Below are 15,256 nucleotides of genomic sequence, written 5' to 3' on the forward strand. Positions count from 1 at the left end.
TCGGCCGGGCGCTCCGACGCCGGTTCGACCAGACCGCCGAGCTGCTGTACAGTTTTCCTCGCAGCCGCTGCTCAGAGGCTGCGAAGGTCCTGTGGAGCAGTTGGTTAGCTCGCCACCCTGTCAAGGTGGAGGTCGCGGGTTCAAGTCCCGTCAGGATCGCCAGCGAAGAAGGCCCGCACCGATCGGTGCGGGCCTTCTTGCGTTCCCCCGAAGGAGGGACCAAGGTCCCACCTGGCGGTGACCTACGGCGCGTTGGCGAACTCCCCGGAAGTGGCAGGCTGTTGGTTGGCAAGAGTCGTGCCGTGTGACGGGTGTCACTGAATCGGTTTCAGAAACCCCCGCACTTACACCCTCCCTACATGTCCCCGATTTAATATGTGCAATTGCACCCATCGGACGCTTCCGGACGCGGACACAAAAAGATCGCGCTGGACCCGGCGGAGTCCAGCGCGATCGATGACCAGAACCTGTTGGGGCAGGCACTCGTCGGCAGAGCTTGGGGTGGGCGGACCGGGTTGGGGGACCCGGCTGTTGCCCGGTGTTACGGGGTGTTGCGTGCCTCGCGTGCGCCTCAGGCCTCGCTGCGCTGCTGCGGAATGCCCGCCAGCAGAGCGCGGACCTCGGCCTCGCGGTACCGGCGGTGCCCACCCAGGGTGCGGATGGACGTGAGCTTTCCGGCCTTCGCCCAACGGGTCACCGTCTTCGGGTCCACGCGGAACATCGTGGCAACCTCGGCAGGGGTCAGCAGCGGCTCGGCATCAGGGGTGCGAGCGGTCATGAGCGGCCTCCTCGGGAGAACCGAACCTTCTCGGTTCTTTCCTCTAAATTCTGCACCTTGACCCGCCTTGCCCGAAATGGCAGAAGCGGGCCGAGTCGGTTATAGGACGAACGGCTTGTCCTCGGCACTACAACTACACCATCCGTCCAGCCACGTCGGCCAAACCGATGGAATTGCCCTCGCAGGTGTTCATCAGCGGCGGAAGTCGATGGACCATGCCATAACGGACAGTCACGCCACTGTGACGATCAGTCACAGAGCGATCAGGAGTCCTCAGACCCCCCATAGAGTGCAATGCTGAGCGTTCCGCCCAATCTTGGACGGAAGGAACCCTCCCCGGACTCCTTGTCCTATTTTGGCACGAGGGTGGGCGATGGGCGCAAGGGTGCGGTAAGTGCTGTCCGTCACGCTTGAACCAAAGGCCCGGATCGGGACCTACGTCCCGCCCCATCGGCACCGCCGACCCCACCAGAGCACACCAAAGATCCGAACAGGTGTCCAGCGATGAAGATCATTTACATCAGATGGAGATGTCCTGTCGATGGTCAGTTCGCGAACTCGAGGTTGCGGACCGCCCGCCACCGCTCGGCGAGACGCTCGTAGGCCGCCCGCGCGGCCTCCCCCTCGCCGTCCCGCAGCGCCGCGATGCCCTCGGCCACGTCCGCCGCCGAGCGGTCCGCGGCCAGCGCCTCCGCGGGGACCGCGTGCACCAGGCCGCCGTAGTCCAGCTCCACCAGCGCCCGCGGATGGAACTCCTCCAGCCAGCGGCCCACCCCGACGAGCCCCTCGGTCATCGGCCCCTCCGCGATCGCCCCCCGCAACGCCTTCAGGGAACGCGCCAGCCGCCGCCGCGCCTGCGCCATCGGCGTCCGGTAGCGCAGCACCGCCCCACCGGCCCCACCGGGCCCTCCCGCGCCGCCGCCCGGCTCGTACTCCCGCTCCTCGTCCGAGAACAGCGCGAACCAGCTCAGCGGCACTCGCCACACCGCACTGCGGATCCACGGCCGCGCGTCCGGGTTCCGCTCCACCCACCGCTCGTGGTCCGCCACCGCCTGCTCCCGCACCACCGGCGGCAGCATCGCGTCCAGGACCGGCGCCGGCAGCGTCCCGCCCACCAGCTCCTCCATCGCCAGCCAGCCCCGCAGCCGCGTCCGCCACGGACAGACCAGGACCACCCCGTCCACCGCCACCACGAACGCGTCGCCGCTCTCGTGCGCCGGCACCGGCACCGGCGGCACCGGCACCAGATCGGCCAGCGAGCGCCGCAGTTCGTCCTGCGCGCCGGGCAGGTCCGTGCGGCGCGCGTACCGGGCCCAGTGCTCCCGCTCCGCGACCGGGAACGCGGCCAGCGGCTCGTACACGCGCAGATAGGAGGCGTAGGGGACCAGCACCGAGGACACGACCGACATGTCGCAAATCCTTCCACGCGCGTACTCCTGGAGGGGGTGATCCGCAGCACTGCGTCCCTGCTACGCCCAGGTAGCACTTAACCTTCTGCCGTTCCGGTCCCTCCCCCACCCGCAGGGGGGACCTTCCGCCGCCTCGTTTTGGGAGTCACCACCGTGACCGATGTGACCGGCGTTCCTGACGTACTGCACACCCTGTTCCACTCGGAGCAGGGAGGCCACGAGCAGATCGTGCTGTGCCAGGACCGCGCCACGGGCCTCAAGGCCGTCATCGCCCTCCACAACACCGCCCTGGGCCCGGCCCTCGGCGGCACCCGCTTCTACCCCTACGCCACCGAGGCCGAGGCGATCGCCGACGCGCTCAACCTGTCCCGCGGCATGTCGTACAAGAACGCCATGGCCGGACTCGACCACGGCGGCGGCAAGGCCGTGATCATCGGCGACCCGGAGCAGATCAAGACCGAGGAACTGCTCCTCGCCTACGGCCGCTTCGTGGCCTCCCTCGGCGGCCGCTACGTCACCGCCTGCGACGTCGGCACCTACGTCGCCGACATGGACGTCGTGGCCCGCACCAACCGGTGGACCACCGGCCGCTCCCCCGAGAACGGCGGCGCCGGCGACTCCTCCGTCCTCACCGCCTTCGGCGTCTTCCAGGGCATGCGCGCCTCCGCGCAGCACCTGTGGGGCGACCCGACCCTGCGCGGCCGCAAGGTCGGCGTCGCGGGCGTCGGCAAGGTCGGCCACTACCTCGTCGAGCACCTGATCGCCGACGGCGCCGAGGTCGTCGTCACCGACGTCCGCGAGGAGTCGGTGCGCCGGATCACCGAGAAGTTCCCGCAGGTGTCCGTCGTCGCCGACACCCAGGCCCTGATCCGGGTCGAGGGCCTGGACGTCTACGCGCCCTGCGCGCTGGGCGGCGCCCTGAGCGAGGAGACGGTGCCGTTCCTCACCGCCGCCATCGTCTGCGGCGCGGCCAACAACCAGCTGGCCCACCCGGGCATCGAGAAGGACCTCGTGGAGCGCGGGATCCTCTACGCGCCCGACTACGTGGTCAACGCCGGTGGCGTGATCCAGGTCGCCGACGAGCTGCACGGCTTCGACTTCGACCGGTGCAAGGCCAAGGCCACGAAGATCTTCGACACCACCCTGGAGATCTTCGCACGTGCGAAGGCGGACGGCATCCCGCCGGCCGCGGCGGCCGACCGGATCGCCGAGCAGCGCATGGCCGAGGCGCGCCGGGCCTGACTCTTGACAGGTCCGGCCCGCCGACCGGGGGCGATTCGCGAGACTTCGCTCACGCCGATCGGCGGGTCGGACCTCAAGAAGAGGTTAAAATCGCGATTGACCAGCGAGGACAGGGCACCTCGATGGTTCTGTACCGGGGTATGTGATGCGCGCGGCGTACCGTAGACCGACGGAAACAGGTACCGTTGAAGCCCTACGGACCGGTCTCTCTCCCGAGAGCCCGTTCCGAACCATGAACGCGTGTCAAGACTCTGGGGCCGTCGAGCCCCGTCACCGAGGGGGTCGAGCCATGGGGCGCGGCCGGGCAAAGGCCAAGCAGACCAAGGTCGCCCGCCAGCTGAAGTACAGCAGCGGCGGGACCGACCTTGCGCGTCTGGCCCACGAGCTGGGCGCTTCGACGACTTCGAGCCAGCCGCCGAATGGCGAGCCGTTCGAGGACGACGACGAGGAAGACGACCCGTACGCGCAGTACGCGGATCTTTACAACACGGACGACGAGGACGAGGACGACGAGTCCGGTCCGGCGTCCACTCAGCGTCGCGCTTGACCTTCCGCACATCGAAACCCGGTCCGGGCACCCCGGACCGGGTTTCTGCGCTGTCCGGAGGGAGCCGGGCTCCTCGTGCCCCGACGCGGAAGAGCACCCCTCGACGTCAAGGGGTGCTCTTCGGTGTGCGTCGTACGGCCGAGGCCGAGGCCACGTCCGGTAGCGGCTACTTCGCGTAGTCGCCGACCAGCTCGGCGCCGGTCTCCTTGTCGCCGCGCTCGGTGATCTCGCCGGCGACCCAGGACTCCACGCCCCGGTCGGCGAGGGTCGTCAGGGCCACGTCGACCGAGTCGGCCGGGACGACCGCCATCATGCCGACGCCCATGTTCAGGGTCTTCTCCAGCTCCAGGCGCTCGACCTGTCCGGCCGTGCCGACCAGGTCGAAGACGGCGCCGGGAGCCCAGGTCGAGCGGTCCACGACGGCGTGCAGGCCGTCCGGGATCACCCGGGCCAGGTTGGCGGCCAGACCGCCGCCCGTGATGTGGCTGAAGGCGTGCACGTCGGTGGTCCGGGTGAGCGCCAGGCAGTCCAGCGAGTAGATCTTGGTGGGCTCCAGGAGTTCCTCGCCCAGGGTCCGGCCGAACTCCTCGACCTGCTGGTCGAGGGTCATGCCGGCGCGGTCGAAGACCACGTGCCGCACGAGCGAGTACCCGTTGGAGTGAAGACCGGAGGACGCCATGGCGATGACGGCGTCACCCGTACGGATACGATCCGCGCCGAGCAGCCGGTCGTGCTCCACGACACCGGTGCCGGCGCCGGCCACGTCGAAGTCGTCCGGTCCGAGCAGGCCCGGGTGCTCCGCGGTCTCGCCGCCGACCAGGGCGCAGCCGGCCAGGACGCAGCCCTCGGCGATGCCCTTGACGATGGCGGCGACGCGCTCGGGGTGGACCTTGCCGACGCAGATGTAGTCGGTCATGAAGAGCGGCTCGGCACCGCAGACGACGATGTCGTCCATGACCATGGCGACCAGGTCGTGGCCGATGGTGTCGTACACGCCCATCTGGCGGGCGATGTCGACCTTCGTGCCGACGCCGTCGGTGGCGGAGGCGAGCAGCGGGCGCTCGTAGCGCTTGAGGGCGGAGGCGTCGAAGAGACCGGCGAAGCCGCCGAGGCCGCCGAGGACCTCGGGGCGCTGCGTCTTCTTCACCCACTCCTTCATGAGCTCGACGGCGCGGTCGCCCGCTTCGATGTCGACGCCCGCGCTCGCGTAGCTGGCACCAGTGGTCTGAGACATGGGTTCAGAGCTTTCGTGTCGTACTGCGGGGTGTGCAGCGGGGTCTTACGGACGGCGCAGGGCGTCGGCGGCCGCGGTGGCGGCCGGACCGGCGGCCAGCTCGGTCTCCAGGAGCTGCTTGCCGAGCAGTTCGGGGTCCGGAAGCTCCATCGGGTACTCGCCGTCGAAGCAGGCGCGGCAGAGGTCGGGCTTGGCGATGGTGGTCGCCTCGATCATCCCGTCGAGCGAGATGTACGAGAGCGAGTCCGCGCCGAGCGACTTGCCGATCTCCTCGACCGACATGCCGTTGGCGATCAGCTCCGCGCGGGTGGCGAAGTCGATGCCGAAGAAGCAGGGCCACTTCACCGGCGGGGAGGAGATCCGGATGTGGACCTCGGCGGCGCCGGCCTCGCGGAGCATCCGGACCAGTGCGCGCTGGGTGTTGCCGCGGACGATCGAGTCGTCGACGACCACCAGGCGCTTGCCCTTGATGACTTCCTTGAGGGGGTTGAGCTTCAGCCGGATGCCCAGCTGGCGGATGGTCTGCGAGGGCTGGATGAAGGTCCGGCCGACGTAGGCGTTCTTGACCAGGCCGGCGCCGAACGGGATGCCGGAGGCCTCCGCGTAGCCGATGGCGGCCGGCGTGCCGGACTCCGGCGTCGCTATCACCAGGTCGGCCTCGACGGGGGCCTCCTTGGCGAGCCGGCGGCCCATCTCCACGCGGGAGAGGTACACGTTCCGGCCGGCGATGTCGGTGTCGGGGCGGGCCAGGTACACGTACTCGAAGACACAGCCCTTGGGCTTCGCTTCTGCGAATCGAGAGGTGCGGATGCCGTTCTCGTCGATCGCGATCAGCTCGCCCGGCTCGACCTCGCGGACGAAGCTGGCGCCGCAGATGTCGAGAGCGGCGGACTCGGAGGCGACCACCCAGCCGCGCTCCAGGCGCCCGAGGACCAGCGGGCGGATGCCCTGCGGGTCACGCGCCGCGTAGAGCGTGTGCTCGTCCATGAAGACGAGGGAGAAGGCGCCCCGGACCTCGGGGAGGACCTTCGCGGCCGCCTGCTCGATGGTGAGCGGCGTGCCGTCCTCGGCCACCTGGCCCGCGAGCAGCGCGGTGACCAGGTCGGTGTCGTTGGTGGCGGCGACCTGGGTGGAGCGGCCCTCCCGCTTGGGAAGGTCGGCGACCATCTCGGCCAGCTGCGCCGTGTTCACCAGGTTGCCGTTGTGTCCGAGCGCGATCGAGCCCTGGGCGGTGGCCCGGAACGTCGGCTGCGCGTTCTCCCACACGGAGGCCCCGGTGGTCGAGTAGCGGGCGTGACCGACCGCGATGTGACCCTGGAGGGAACCGAGAGAGGTTTCGTCGAAGACCTGGGACACCAGGCCCATGTCCTTGAAGACGAGGATCTGGGAGCCGTTGCTGACCGCGATTCCCGCGGATTCCTGGCCCCGATGCTGGAGGGCGTAGAGCCCGAAGTACGTGAGCTTTGCGACCTCTTCGCCCGGAGCCCAGACACCGAAGACGCCACAAGCGTCCTGGGGGCCTTTCTCGCCGGGGAGCAGATCGTGATTGAGTCGACCGTCACCACGTGGCACGTCTCCGAGTGTAGGCGAGGTCGACCACTGGTCCGAATTCGTCCGGAGGCGTGATACGGCGCTGTGCGATCGCATGAACTGATCGTCCGTTCCTTGTCGGAGCCCACAAAGCAGGCGGCGTAAGGGCGGCAGCCGGGTGGCGTGATCAGAGCACACGCTCGTACGGCACGGGCCGAACGGTCGGGATGTGACGGAGTCCACGCAGCAGGACGCCCGTTGACAGCCGGCGCCGGAGTCGGCCACGCTTCCGATCATGCAGCCCAACGGTGACCTCGACCCCTCGGTCACGCTCGTCGAGCGCCGGCACGTGGACCTGGCCCGTGTCGCGAGCGCCGTCTGTCGCCGCGCCTGAGCGCTTCCTTCCCCGGGCCGCAGGGCCGTGCCGGAGAACGGTGCGGCCGGGCCATGCCGTGGAGCCTGCCGCACCGCACCGCCGTCAGGCCGTGCCGTAGAGCCGCGCCCTCTCACCACCGCGCTCGCGGAACGTCCGCCTCCGGGCGGTTCCGCATTCCGCTGCATCCCTCCAGGAGTCCCGTATGTCCACACCCCTGTCCCGGCGCGCCCTCGGCGGCGCCGCCGTCGGAACCGCCGCCGCGGCCGCCCTCGCCGCCACGGTCCCCGCCGCACCGGCCAGAGCCGCCGCTCCCGGGACGGCCGCGCGGGAGCGGCCGTTCCGTGCCGCGCCCGGCCGCCACTCCGCCCGCCCCAACATCCTGTTCATCCTCGGCGACGACCTCGGCTGGGCCGACCTCTCCTCCTACGGCTCCCCGCACATCCGCACCCCGCACCTGGACCGGCTCGCCCGCCAGGGCGTCCGCTTCACCGACGCCTACGCCGGCTCCGCCACCTGCTCGCCCACCCGCTTCAGCCTCTACACCGGCCGCTACCCGGGCCGCACCAAGGGCGGTCTCGCCGAGCCGATAGCGGACCGGTCCGTCGGCCTGGAGCCCACCCACCCCACGCTCGCCTCACTGCTCCGCGACGCCGGCTACGCCACCGCCCTCATCGGCAAGTGGCACTGCGGCTACCTCCCCGACTACTCCCCCACCCGCTCCGGCTGGAACGAGTTCTTCGGCAACTTCGGCGGAGCGCTCGAGTACTACTCCAAGCTCGGCCTCGGCGGCGAGTACGACCTCTACGAGGGCGACGCCGCGTACAAGGACCTGCGCTACTACACCCGGATCCTCACCGAGCGGGCGAGCGCGTACGTGAGCCGCGACCACGACCGGCCCTTCCTGCTGAACCTCAACTTCACCACCCCCCACTGGCCCTGGATCGCCGACGGCGACGAAGAGACCAGCGCGGAGATCGTCCGGCGGATCAAGGCCGGTGACCGCTCCGCACTCTGGCACCAGGACGGCGGCTCCCTGGAGAAGTACAAGGAAATGGTCGAGGACCTCGACCGCTCCGTCGGCACCGTCCTCGCCGCCCTCAGGCGCGCCGGCCGCGAACGCGACACCCTCGTCTTCTTCGCCAGCGACAACGGCGGCGAACGCTTCTCCTACAACTGGCCGCTCGCCGGCAACAAGGGCTCCCTCCAGGAGGGCGGCATCCGCGTCCCGTCGATCCTGCGCTGGCCCGCCCGGATCGACGGCGGCCAGGTCAGCGACCTGCCCGTCTTCTCCCCCGACTGGACCGCCACCCTCCTGGAGATCGGCGGCGCCCGTCCCCACCCGGCCTATCCGCTCGACGGCACGAGCCTCGCCGGCCACCTGCTGCGCGGCGAGGACGTGCCCGAGCGCGACCTCTTCTGGCGGGTGCGGGGGGAGCGGGCGCTGCGCCGCGGCGACTGGAAGTACTACCGCGGCAAGAGCGGTCGCGACCAGCTCTTCCGGCTCACCGAGGACGCCCGCGAACAGGCCGACCGGGCCCCGTACGAGCGGGCACGGCTCGCCGATCTGAAGGCCGCGTGGGAGAGGACGGACGCCGGCCTCCTCCCGTACGGAGGCCAGGGCCTCTCTTCCGGATCCTGCCGGGCCGGTCCCGACGTCCGGACTAACCCTCGTCGGTCTCCGCGCGGGCGGTGAAGCCCTGGCCGTCCGCGCCGGTGACCGTGAGGGTGCGGTGGTCGAGCCGGTAGGTGAGGGGGCCGTCGAGGACTTCGTACAGCTTGGTCTCCAGCTCCATCTGCGGGCTCGTGCAGATCATCCGGGTCGTCGTGACCGCCCCGAGGGTGATGGTCCTGTCGGTGATCTTCGCGGGGGCGGAGACCCGGTTGCAGCCGAGGCTGCCGCTGAGCCGGCCGTCCTTGCCGAAGGTCAGCTTCGCCTTGCCCTCCGAGCCGGCCGGAAGCGACGCGGACGTCTCCCCGCCGAGCAGGGCGTCCACCGTCCAGGCGGTGCCGACCAGCGGAGCGCCGGACTCGGCGACCAGTTCCAGGACCTTGCGGCCGTCGGCCGAGGCCAGGGTCAGCCCCTTCTTCTGCGCCTTGCCCTTGAGCTCGCCCGTGAACGCCTTCAGGAGCGCCCGCTCGAAGCGGTCCCGGTCGGCCGGACAGCCGATCAGCGTCACCTCGTGCGAGGAGACGGTGACGGTGTCCCCGTTCACGGCGACGGCGGCGCCGAAGTTGTTGCAGCCGGTGTTCCCCTTGGCGCGGCCGTTCTCCTCGACCTCCAGGTGCGCGCCGGGCGGGGCGACCGAGCGGGCGCCGTCGACGGTCACGGCGGCGATCGTCCAGTGGTTGCCGGCGACGGGCAGGTCGGGGGTGTCCGGGTCGCCCCCCGCCCCGGGGCCCGTGCCCGCCTCCGTACCGCAGGCGGAGAGCAGGGCGAGGGCCGAGACGGTCAGGGCTGCGGTGAGTGTGCGCGGCTTCTGCATGCCGATGGGACGGGCCGCGGGTTCGTACGGTTCCTCGGTCCGGCCCGTACGGTGCGGCCCGGCCCGTACGGTTCCTCAGCTCATCAGGGGCAGCAGCGCCGTCAGGTCGGCCCGCTCCCCGCTGGCGCTCACCCGCGCCGCGTCCAGCTCCGCCGCCCACCCGGTGCGCCCGGTCGCCAGCCGGATCCAGGTCAGCGGGTCCGTCTCGACGACGTTGGGCGGGGTGCCCCGGGTGTGCCGGGGCCCCTCGACGCACTGCACCACCGCGAACGGCGGGATCCGCACCTCGACCGCGCCGCCGGGGGCCTTCGCCGCGAGGGCGTCGGCGAGCAGCCGCGTACAGGCGGCGAGCGCCTGCCGGTCCAGGGGGACGTCCAGGCCGGCGGCCCGGTTCAGGTCGTCGGTGTGGACGACCAGTTCGACGGTGCGGGTGACGAGGAAGTCGGCAAGCCGCATGGGGCCGATCCACAGGTCGAGCACCCGGTCGTCGTCGTGCGCGGCGAGAGCCTCCGCGAGCCGGGTGCCGGCCCGCTCGTACAGTTCGGGAAGCGGCGCCCCGGTCAGCGTCTCGCGGGCCGCGTCGGCGATCCTCGCGGAGAGCGCGACCGTGGTGAAGGGCCACTGGTGGGGAAGGACCTCGCCCTTGGCGGCCGGCGGGCGGCCGAGCGAGCCCGCCAGGGAGTCGGCGACCCACGCGATGTGCGCGGCGAGATCGGCCACCGTCCACTCCCCCAGGCCCGACGGCAGGACCAGTCGATCGGGCGCGAGCCCGCGGACGGCGTCGGCGACGTGCCCGAACTGGGCGAGCACGGCGGCCCGGATCTTGGCGGAGTCGTAGCTGCGGGTGCGCTTCCTGGCAGGTGGCATGGGGGCGAGGGTAGTCGGAGACTGGAGGGGGAGGACCGCCGCACACCCACACGTACGAGAGGGGTCGATCGGCCATGGCTGAGCACCCTGACGCCGCCGTGGTCCGCAAGGGCTACGAAGCCTTCTCCACGGGCGACATGGAGACCCTGCGATCGCTGATGACCGCGGACTGCACCCACCACTCACCGGGCGACAGCCGGATGTCGGGCCACTTCAAGGGCGCCGACAACGTCCTCGGCCACTACGGGCAGTTGATGGAGCTCACCGGCGGCACCTTCCGGATCGAGACGAAGGGCATCTACCCCGACGGCCGCGGCCACGTCATGTCGGTGCACAAGTGGCACGCCGACCGCGGCGACCGGGGCATCGAGATGGAGGGCGGGCTCTTCTTCACCATCGTCGGCGGCAAGGTGACCGACATCGACGAATGCGTCGCGGACATCGACGAGGCGGACGCGTTCTGGGAGCAGCAGACGGACTGACCCCTCGGACACCGGGGACGCGCACAGCCCCCGCCCGAGAACGGGCGGGGGCTGTCGCACGGGCGGGAATGGTCAGGCCAGCAGGCCCGGGATCGTCGCCTCGTGCACGGCGCGCAGCTCCTCCAGGGAGACGCTGAACTCGCCCTGCACGTCGACCGCGTCGCCGTCGACGACACCGATCCGGGTCGCCGGCAGACCCCGCGCACCGCACATGTCGGTGAAGCGGAGCTCCTCGCTGCGCGGAACGGCGACGACCGCGCGGCCGGCCGACTCGCTGAAGAGGAACGTGAACGCGTCCAGGCCCTCGGGGACGACCAGGCGCGCGCCCTTGCCGCCGCGCAGGCAGGACTCGACGACCGCCTGGACGAGTCCGCCGTCGGACAGGTCGTGGGCCGCGTCGATCATGCCGTCGCGGGAGGCCGCGATCAGGATCTCGCCGAGCAGCTTCTCCCGGTCGAGGTCCACGGCCGGCGGCAGGCCGCCGAGGTGCTGGTGGATGACCTCGGACCAGGCCGAGCCGCCGAACTCCTCCTTGGTGTCGCCGAGCAGGTAGAGGAGCTGGCCCTCTTCCGCGAAGGCGATCGGGGTGCGGCGGTTGACGTCGTCGATCACACCGAGGACGGCCACGACGGGCGTCGGGTGGATGGCCACGTCACCGGTCTGGTTGTACAGCGACACGTTGCCGCCGGTGACCGGGGTGCCCAGCTGGAGGCAGCCGTCCGCGAGACCACGGGTGGCCTCGGCGAACTGCCACATCACGGCCGGGTCCTCGGGCGAACCGAAGTTCAGGCAGTCCGAGATCGCCAGCGGCTTGGCACCGGAGGCGGCCACGTTGCGGTACGCCTCCGCGAGCGCGAGCTGCGCACCGGTGTACGGGTCGAGCTTGGCGTAGCGGCCGTTGCCGTCGGTCGCCATGGCCACGCCCAGGTTCGACTCCTCGTCGATCCGGACCATGCCCGCGTCCTCGGGCTGCGCGAGGACGGTGTTGCCCTGCACGAAGCGGTCGTACTGATCGGTGATCCACGCCTTGGAGGCCTGGTTCGGGGAGCCGACCAGCTTCAGGACCTGGTCCTTCAGCTCGGCACCGTCCTGCGGGCGGGGCAGCTTGCCGGCGTCGTCGGCCTGCAGCGCGTCCTGCCACTCGGGGCGGGCGTACGGCCGGTGGTAGACCGGGCCCTCGTGGGCGACCGTCCGCGGCGGGACGTCGACGATCTGCTCGCCGTGCCAGAAGATCTCCAGGCGCTCGCCGTCGGTCACCTCGCCGATGACGACGGCGATGACGTCCCACTTCTCGCAGATCTCCAGGAAGCGGTCGACCTTGTCGGGCTCGACGATCGCGCACATGCGCTCCTGCGACTCGCTCATGAGGATCTCCTCGGGCGAGAGCGTCGCGTCGCGCAGGTGGACCTTGTCGAGGTCGACCCGCATGCCGCCGGAACCGGCGGAGGCCAGCTCGGAGGTGGCGCAGGACAGGCCGGCGCCGCCGAGGTCCTGGATGCCGGCGACCAGCTTCTCCTTGAAGATCTCCAGGGTGCACTCGATGAGGAGCTTCTCCTGGAAGGGGTCGCCGACCTGGACGGCGGGGCGCTTGGTGGGCTTCGTGTCGTCGAAGGTCTCGGACGCGAGGACCGAGACGCCGCCGATGCCGTCGCCGCCGGTGCGGGCGCCGTAGAGGATGACCTTGTTGCCGGGGCCCGATGCCTTGGCGAGGTGGATGTCCTCGTGCTTCATCACGCCGATGCAGCCGGCGTTGACCAGCGGGTTGCCCTGGTAGCAGGAGTCGAAGACGACCTCGCCGCCGATGTTCGGCAGGCCCAGGCAGTTGCCGTAGCCGCCGATGCCGGCGACGACGCCGGGCAGCACGCGCTTGGTGTCGGGGTGGTCGGCGGCGCCGAAGCGCAGCGGGTCGACGACCGCGACCGGGCGGGCGCCCATGGCGAGGATGTCGCGGACGATGCCGCCGACGCCGGTGGCCGCGCCCTGGTAGGGCTCGATGTAGCTCGGGTGGTTGTGCGACTCGACCTTGAAGGTGACCGCGTAGCCCTGGCCGACGTCGACGACGCCCGCGTTCTCGCCGATGCCGACGAGCATGGCGTCGTTCTCGGGGGTCTTCTCGCCGAACTGCTTCAGGTGGACCTTGCTGCTCTTGTACGAGCAGTGCTCGGACCACATGACGGAGTACATGGCGAGCTCGGCGCCGGTGGGACGGCGGCCGAGGATCTCGCGGATGCGCTCGTACTCGTCCTCCTTGAGGCCGAGTTCCTTCCAGGGCTGCTCGACGTCAGGCGTCTCGGTCGCGTGCTTGACGGTGTCGAGAGTCATGCGTTGACCAGCTTCTTGAGGATCGAGGTGAAGAAACCGAGCCCGTCGGTCTTGCCGGTGCCGACCAGCGGCTCCACGGCGTGCTCGGGGTGCGGCATCAGGCCGACCACGTTGCCCGCGGCGTTGGTGATGCCCGCGATGTCGCGCAGGGAGCCGTTGGGGTTGAGGTCGAGGTAGCGGAAGGCCACCCGCCCCTCGGCCTCCAGCTCGTCGAGCGTGCGCTCGTCGGCGACGTAGCGGCCGTCCATGTTCTTGAGCGGGACCTCGATCTCCTGGCCCCGGGTGTAGTCCGAGGTCCAGGCGGTCTCCGCGTTCTCCACCCGCAGCTTCTGGTCGCGGCAGATGAAGTGGAGGTGGTTGTTGCGCAGCATGGCGCCCGGCAGCAGATGGGCTTCGGTGAGGATCTGGAAGCCGTTGCAGATGCCGAGGACGGGCATGCCCGCCTTCGCCTGCTCGATGATCGTCTCCATCACCGGCGAGAAGCGGGAGATGGCACCGGCCCGCAGGTAGTCGCCGTAGGAGAAGCCGCCCGCGAGGACCACCGCGTCGACCTGCTTGAGGTCCTTGTCGCGGTGCCAGAGCGAGACGGGCTCGGCGCCCGCGAGGCGGGCGGCGCGCAGCGCGTCCTGGTCGTCGAGCGTCCCGGGGAACGTGACGACGCCGATGCGTGCGGTCACGACGAGGCCCCGGCGGTCTCGGCGGACTCGACCCGGACGGTGAAGTCCTCGATCACGGTGTTGGCAAGGAAGGTTTCGGCCATCTCATGGATGCGGGCGAGGGCGGCGTCGTCGACCGGTCCCTCCACCTCCAACTCGAAGCGCTTCCCCTGGCGGACGTCGGCGATCCCCTCGAAACCGAGGCGGGGCAGTGCACGCTGCACCGCCTGTCCCTGCGGGTCGAGGATCTCCGGCTTGAGCATGACGTCGACTACGACGCGTGCCACTGGCACTCCCGGTGGTGTGTTGCGTGGGCGGTTCCCTCAGCGTACCTCCCTCCAAATTCTACGCGGGTAGAAGCCTGAAGGATCCTACAAAGGCCAGGAGGCGACACCCCGCTGAATTCCAGCGAAATAAGGCGGGACACGCGGAGACAATTGCCTGGGCTTCCCCATGCGATACCCCGCGCTGTACAAAGGAATACAGAACGGCACAGTATTTGCCAGGGGTGGCCGCGATGACGGCATCACAGCACGTCAGGGTGGTGATGGCACCGTTCGGGAGACGGCGATCCCCAAGAAAGGACCGATATCCGTGGCTCAGCGTGTGGTGGTCACCCTCTTCGACGACATCGACGGCGGAGAAGCGGCGGAAACGGTCGAGTTCGGCCTGGACGGGAAGATGTACGAGATCGACCTGAATCCCGCCAATGCAAAGAAACTGCGCAACGCCCTCGCGCCCTACCTCGCCGCGGGCCGCCGGCTGAACGGGCGGGACGGCAGGCCGGCCCCGGCCGCCCGGAGCGACTACACGCACACCGCGCTCGCCCCCGACCCGGCGGCCGTCCGCGCCTGGGCCCAGTCCAACAAGATGGACGTGCCCGCCCGCGGCCGGATCCCCAAGCGGGTCTACGAAGCCTTCCAGGCCGCCGGCTGACCCCGCGGCCCTCCCGGCCACGGCGGGACCGCGACCCGGATTTGCGCCGCACCCCCCATGATCCGCTAGAGTCTGGAGCACGCCGAGGGGCGAGGCCGCAGGGCCGGACCTCACGCAGCGTGCGGGTGTAGTTCAGTAGCAGAACAGCCCCCTTCCAGGGGGAAGGCGCAGTGTGCGATCCCTGTCACCCGCTCTGCATCACGGTTACCGAGCACTCCGGTGCGTTTGGTAGAGTGGTGCTCGCACCGCCCGGTGAAAGCCGGTCGGGAGCAATGCGGACGTGGCTCAGTTGGTAGAGCATCACCTTGCCAAGGTGAGGGTCGCGAGTTCGAATCTCGTCGTCCGCTCAGGGAGCGAAGGCCCCGGTTCTCAGGAACCGGGGCCTTCGTCGTAT

At 70.3% G+C, this 15,256-nt stretch carries 15 protein-coding genes and 3 tRNA genes; 9 read left to right on the top strand and 9 right to left on the bottom strand.

The annotated features are described in order from the left end of the window. Positions 1-85 precede the first annotated feature (85 nt). Positions 86-162: transfer RNA gene (locus tag ABD954_RS16170), tRNA-Asp, on the top strand. A gap of 409 nt (positions 163-571) precedes the next feature. Here the strand turns inward: ABD954_RS16170 and bldC are convergent. Continuing rightward, positions 572-778: a developmental transcriptional regulator BldC gene (gene bldC / locus ABD954_RS16175; RefSeq protein WP_003949541.1), complete on the bottom strand. Its 207-nt coding sequence runs from the start codon at positions 776-778 to the stop codon at positions 572-574. Positions 779-1,323: 545 nt separating this feature from the next. Then, the gene (locus ABD954_RS16180; protein ID WP_345486738.1) at positions 1,324-2,187 is read right to left on the bottom strand and encodes a DUF8083 family protein; all 864 of its coding nucleotides are present in this window, start codon (positions 2,185-2,187) and stop codon (positions 1,324-1,326) included. A gap of 153 nt (positions 2,188-2,340) precedes the next feature. Here ABD954_RS16180 and ABD954_RS16185 point away from each other — a divergent pair, with 153 nt between their 5' ends. Beyond that, the gene (locus ABD954_RS16185; RefSeq protein ID WP_345486739.1) at positions 2,341-3,429 is read left to right on the top strand and encodes a Leu/Phe/Val dehydrogenase; all 1,089 of its coding nucleotides are present in this window, start codon (positions 2,341-2,343) and stop codon (positions 3,427-3,429) included. A 289-nt stretch (positions 3,430-3,718) separates the two neighbouring features. Next, positions 3,719-3,976, top strand: a complete 258-nt coding sequence (locus tag ABD954_RS16190) for a DUF3073 domain-containing protein (RefSeq protein ID WP_345486740.1) — start codon at positions 3,719-3,721, stop codon at positions 3,974-3,976. Between the two features lie 166 nt (positions 3,977-4,142). Here the strand turns inward: ABD954_RS16190 and purM are convergent, their stop codons facing one another. Both purM and purF read right to left on the bottom strand, forming a co-directional pair. Further along, positions 4,143-5,210 (bottom strand): phosphoribosylformylglycinamidine cyclo-ligase, encoded by a 1,068-nt coding sequence (gene purM, locus ABD954_RS16195; RefSeq protein WP_345486741.1) that lies wholly within the window; start codon positions 5,208-5,210, stop codon positions 4,143-4,145. 45 nt (positions 5,211-5,255) lie between these two features. Beyond that, positions 5,256-6,782: an amidophosphoribosyltransferase gene (purF, locus tag ABD954_RS16200; protein WP_345486742.1), complete on the bottom strand. Its 1,527-nt coding sequence runs from the start codon at positions 6,780-6,782 to the stop codon at positions 5,256-5,258. A 253-nt stretch (positions 6,783-7,035) separates the two neighbouring features. Here purF and ABD954_RS16205 point away from each other — a divergent pair, with 253 nt between their 5' ends. Together ABD954_RS16205 and ABD954_RS16210 are read left to right on the top strand one after the other, a co-directional pair. After that, positions 7,036-7,134 (top strand): putative leader peptide, encoded by a 99-nt coding sequence (locus tag ABD954_RS16205; protein WP_345486743.1) that lies wholly within the window; start codon positions 7,036-7,038, stop codon positions 7,132-7,134. 184 nt (positions 7,135-7,318) lie between these two features. Then, positions 7,319-8,809 carry a sulfatase family protein gene (locus tag ABD954_RS16210; RefSeq protein ID WP_345486744.1) on the top strand — a complete coding sequence of 497 codons (1,491 nt, stop codon included), beginning with the start codon at positions 7,319-7,321 and terminating at the stop codon, positions 8,807-8,809. Here the strand turns inward: ABD954_RS16210 and ABD954_RS16215 are convergent. Together ABD954_RS16215 and ABD954_RS16220 are read right to left on the bottom strand one after the other, a co-directional pair. Beyond that, positions 8,778-9,599, bottom strand: coding sequence for an META domain-containing protein (locus ABD954_RS16215; protein ID WP_345486745.1), 822 nt, complete (start codon positions 9,597-9,599; stop codon positions 8,778-8,780). The genes ABD954_RS16210 and ABD954_RS16215 overlap by 32 nt on opposite strands. A gap of 75 nt (positions 9,600-9,674) precedes the next feature. After that, a complete protein-coding gene (locus ABD954_RS16220) occupies positions 9,675-10,466 on the bottom strand; it encodes a maleylpyruvate isomerase family mycothiol-dependent enzyme (protein WP_345486746.1) in 792 nt (263 codons plus the stop codon). 74 nt (positions 10,467-10,540) lie between these two features. Between ABD954_RS16220 and ABD954_RS16225 the strand changes: the two genes are divergently transcribed. Continuing rightward, positions 10,541-10,948 carry a nuclear transport factor 2 family protein gene (locus ABD954_RS16225; protein ID WP_345486747.1) on the top strand — a complete coding sequence of 136 codons (408 nt, stop codon included), beginning with the start codon at positions 10,541-10,543 and terminating at the stop codon, positions 10,946-10,948. Positions 10,949-11,020: 72 nt separating this feature from the next. Here ABD954_RS16225 and purL read toward each other — a convergent pair whose 3' ends face one another. Genes purL through purS form a run of 3 tightly spaced genes read right to left on the bottom strand, consistent with a single transcriptional unit; the run spans position 11,021 to position 14,213 of the window. Then, positions 11,021-13,270, bottom strand: coding sequence for a phosphoribosylformylglycinamidine synthase subunit PurL (purL, locus tag ABD954_RS16230; protein WP_345486748.1), 2,250 nt, complete (start codon positions 13,268-13,270; stop codon positions 11,021-11,023). Next, the gene (gene purQ / locus ABD954_RS16235) at positions 13,267-13,947 is read right to left on the bottom strand and encodes a phosphoribosylformylglycinamidine synthase subunit PurQ (protein ID WP_345486749.1); all 681 of its coding nucleotides are present in this window, start codon (positions 13,945-13,947) and stop codon (positions 13,267-13,269) included. The genes purL and purQ overlap by 4 nt, the downstream gene beginning before the upstream one ends. Further along, on the bottom strand, positions 13,944-14,213 hold the full coding sequence (gene purS, locus ABD954_RS16240) for a phosphoribosylformylglycinamidine synthase subunit PurS (RefSeq protein ID WP_345486750.1): 270 nt from the start codon (positions 14,211-14,213) through the stop codon (positions 13,944-13,946). Before purS ends, purQ begins: the two co-directional genes overlap by 4 nt. A 307-nt stretch (positions 14,214-14,520) precedes the next feature. Between purS and ABD954_RS16245 the strand changes: the two genes are divergently transcribed. The 3 genes from ABD954_RS16245 to ABD954_RS16255 all read left to right on the top strand — a co-directional run bounded on the left by ABD954_RS16245 (position 14,521) and on the right by ABD954_RS16255 (position 15,209). Next, the gene (locus ABD954_RS16245; RefSeq protein WP_345486751.1) at positions 14,521-14,862 is read left to right on the top strand and encodes a histone-like nucleoid-structuring protein Lsr2; all 342 of its coding nucleotides are present in this window, start codon (positions 14,521-14,523) and stop codon (positions 14,860-14,862) included. A gap of 121 nt (positions 14,863-14,983) precedes the next feature. Continuing rightward, positions 14,984-15,055 (top strand) — tRNA-Gly (locus ABD954_RS16250). An 81-nt stretch (positions 15,056-15,136) separates the two neighbouring features. Continuing rightward, positions 15,137-15,209 (top strand) — tRNA-Gly (locus ABD954_RS16255). Positions 15,210-15,256 lie beyond the last annotated feature (47 nt).

This window comes from Streptomyces roseoviridis, from assembly GCF_039535235.1.
Classification (GTDB): domain Bacteria; phylum Actinomycetota; class Actinomycetes; order Streptomycetales; family Streptomycetaceae; genus Streptomyces; species Streptomyces roseoviridis.

Excerpts from the sequence above, each read along its gene's own strand:
- bldC (WP_003949541.1), bottom strand. The coding sequence starts at position 778 with ATGACCGCTCGCACCCCTGATGCCGAGCCGCTGCTGACCCCTGCCGAG.
- ABD954_RS16180 (WP_345486738.1), bottom strand. The coding sequence starts at position 2,187 with ATGTCGGTCGTGTCCTCGGTGCTGGTCCCCTACGCCTCCTATCTGCGC.
- ABD954_RS16190 (WP_345486740.1), top strand. The coding sequence starts at position 3,719 with ATGGGGCGCGGCCGGGCAAAGGCCAAGCAGACCAAGGTCGCCCGCCAG.
- purM (WP_345486741.1), bottom strand. The coding sequence starts at position 5,210 with ATGTCTCAGACCACTGGTGCCAGCTACGCGAGCGCGGGCGTCGACATC.
- ABD954_RS16205 (WP_345486743.1), top strand. The coding sequence starts at position 7,036 with ATGCAGCCCAACGGTGACCTCGACCCCTCGGTCACGCTCGTCGAGCGC.
- ABD954_RS16210 (WP_345486744.1), top strand. The coding sequence starts at position 7,319 with ATGTCCACACCCCTGTCCCGGCGCGCCCTCGGCGGCGCCGCCGTCGGA.
- ABD954_RS16215 (WP_345486745.1), bottom strand. The coding sequence starts at position 9,599 with ATGCAGAAGCCGCGCACACTCACCGCAGCCCTGACCGTCTCGGCCCTC.
- ABD954_RS16220 (WP_345486746.1), bottom strand. The coding sequence starts at position 10,466 with ATGCCACCTGCCAGGAAGCGCACCCGCAGCTACGACTCCGCCAAGATC.
- ABD954_RS16225 (WP_345486747.1), top strand. The coding sequence starts at position 10,541 with ATGGCTGAGCACCCTGACGCCGCCGTGGTCCGCAAGGGCTACGAAGCC.
- purL (WP_345486748.1), bottom strand. The coding sequence starts at position 13,270 with ATGACTCTCGACACCGTCAAGCACGCGACCGAGACGCCTGACGTCGAG.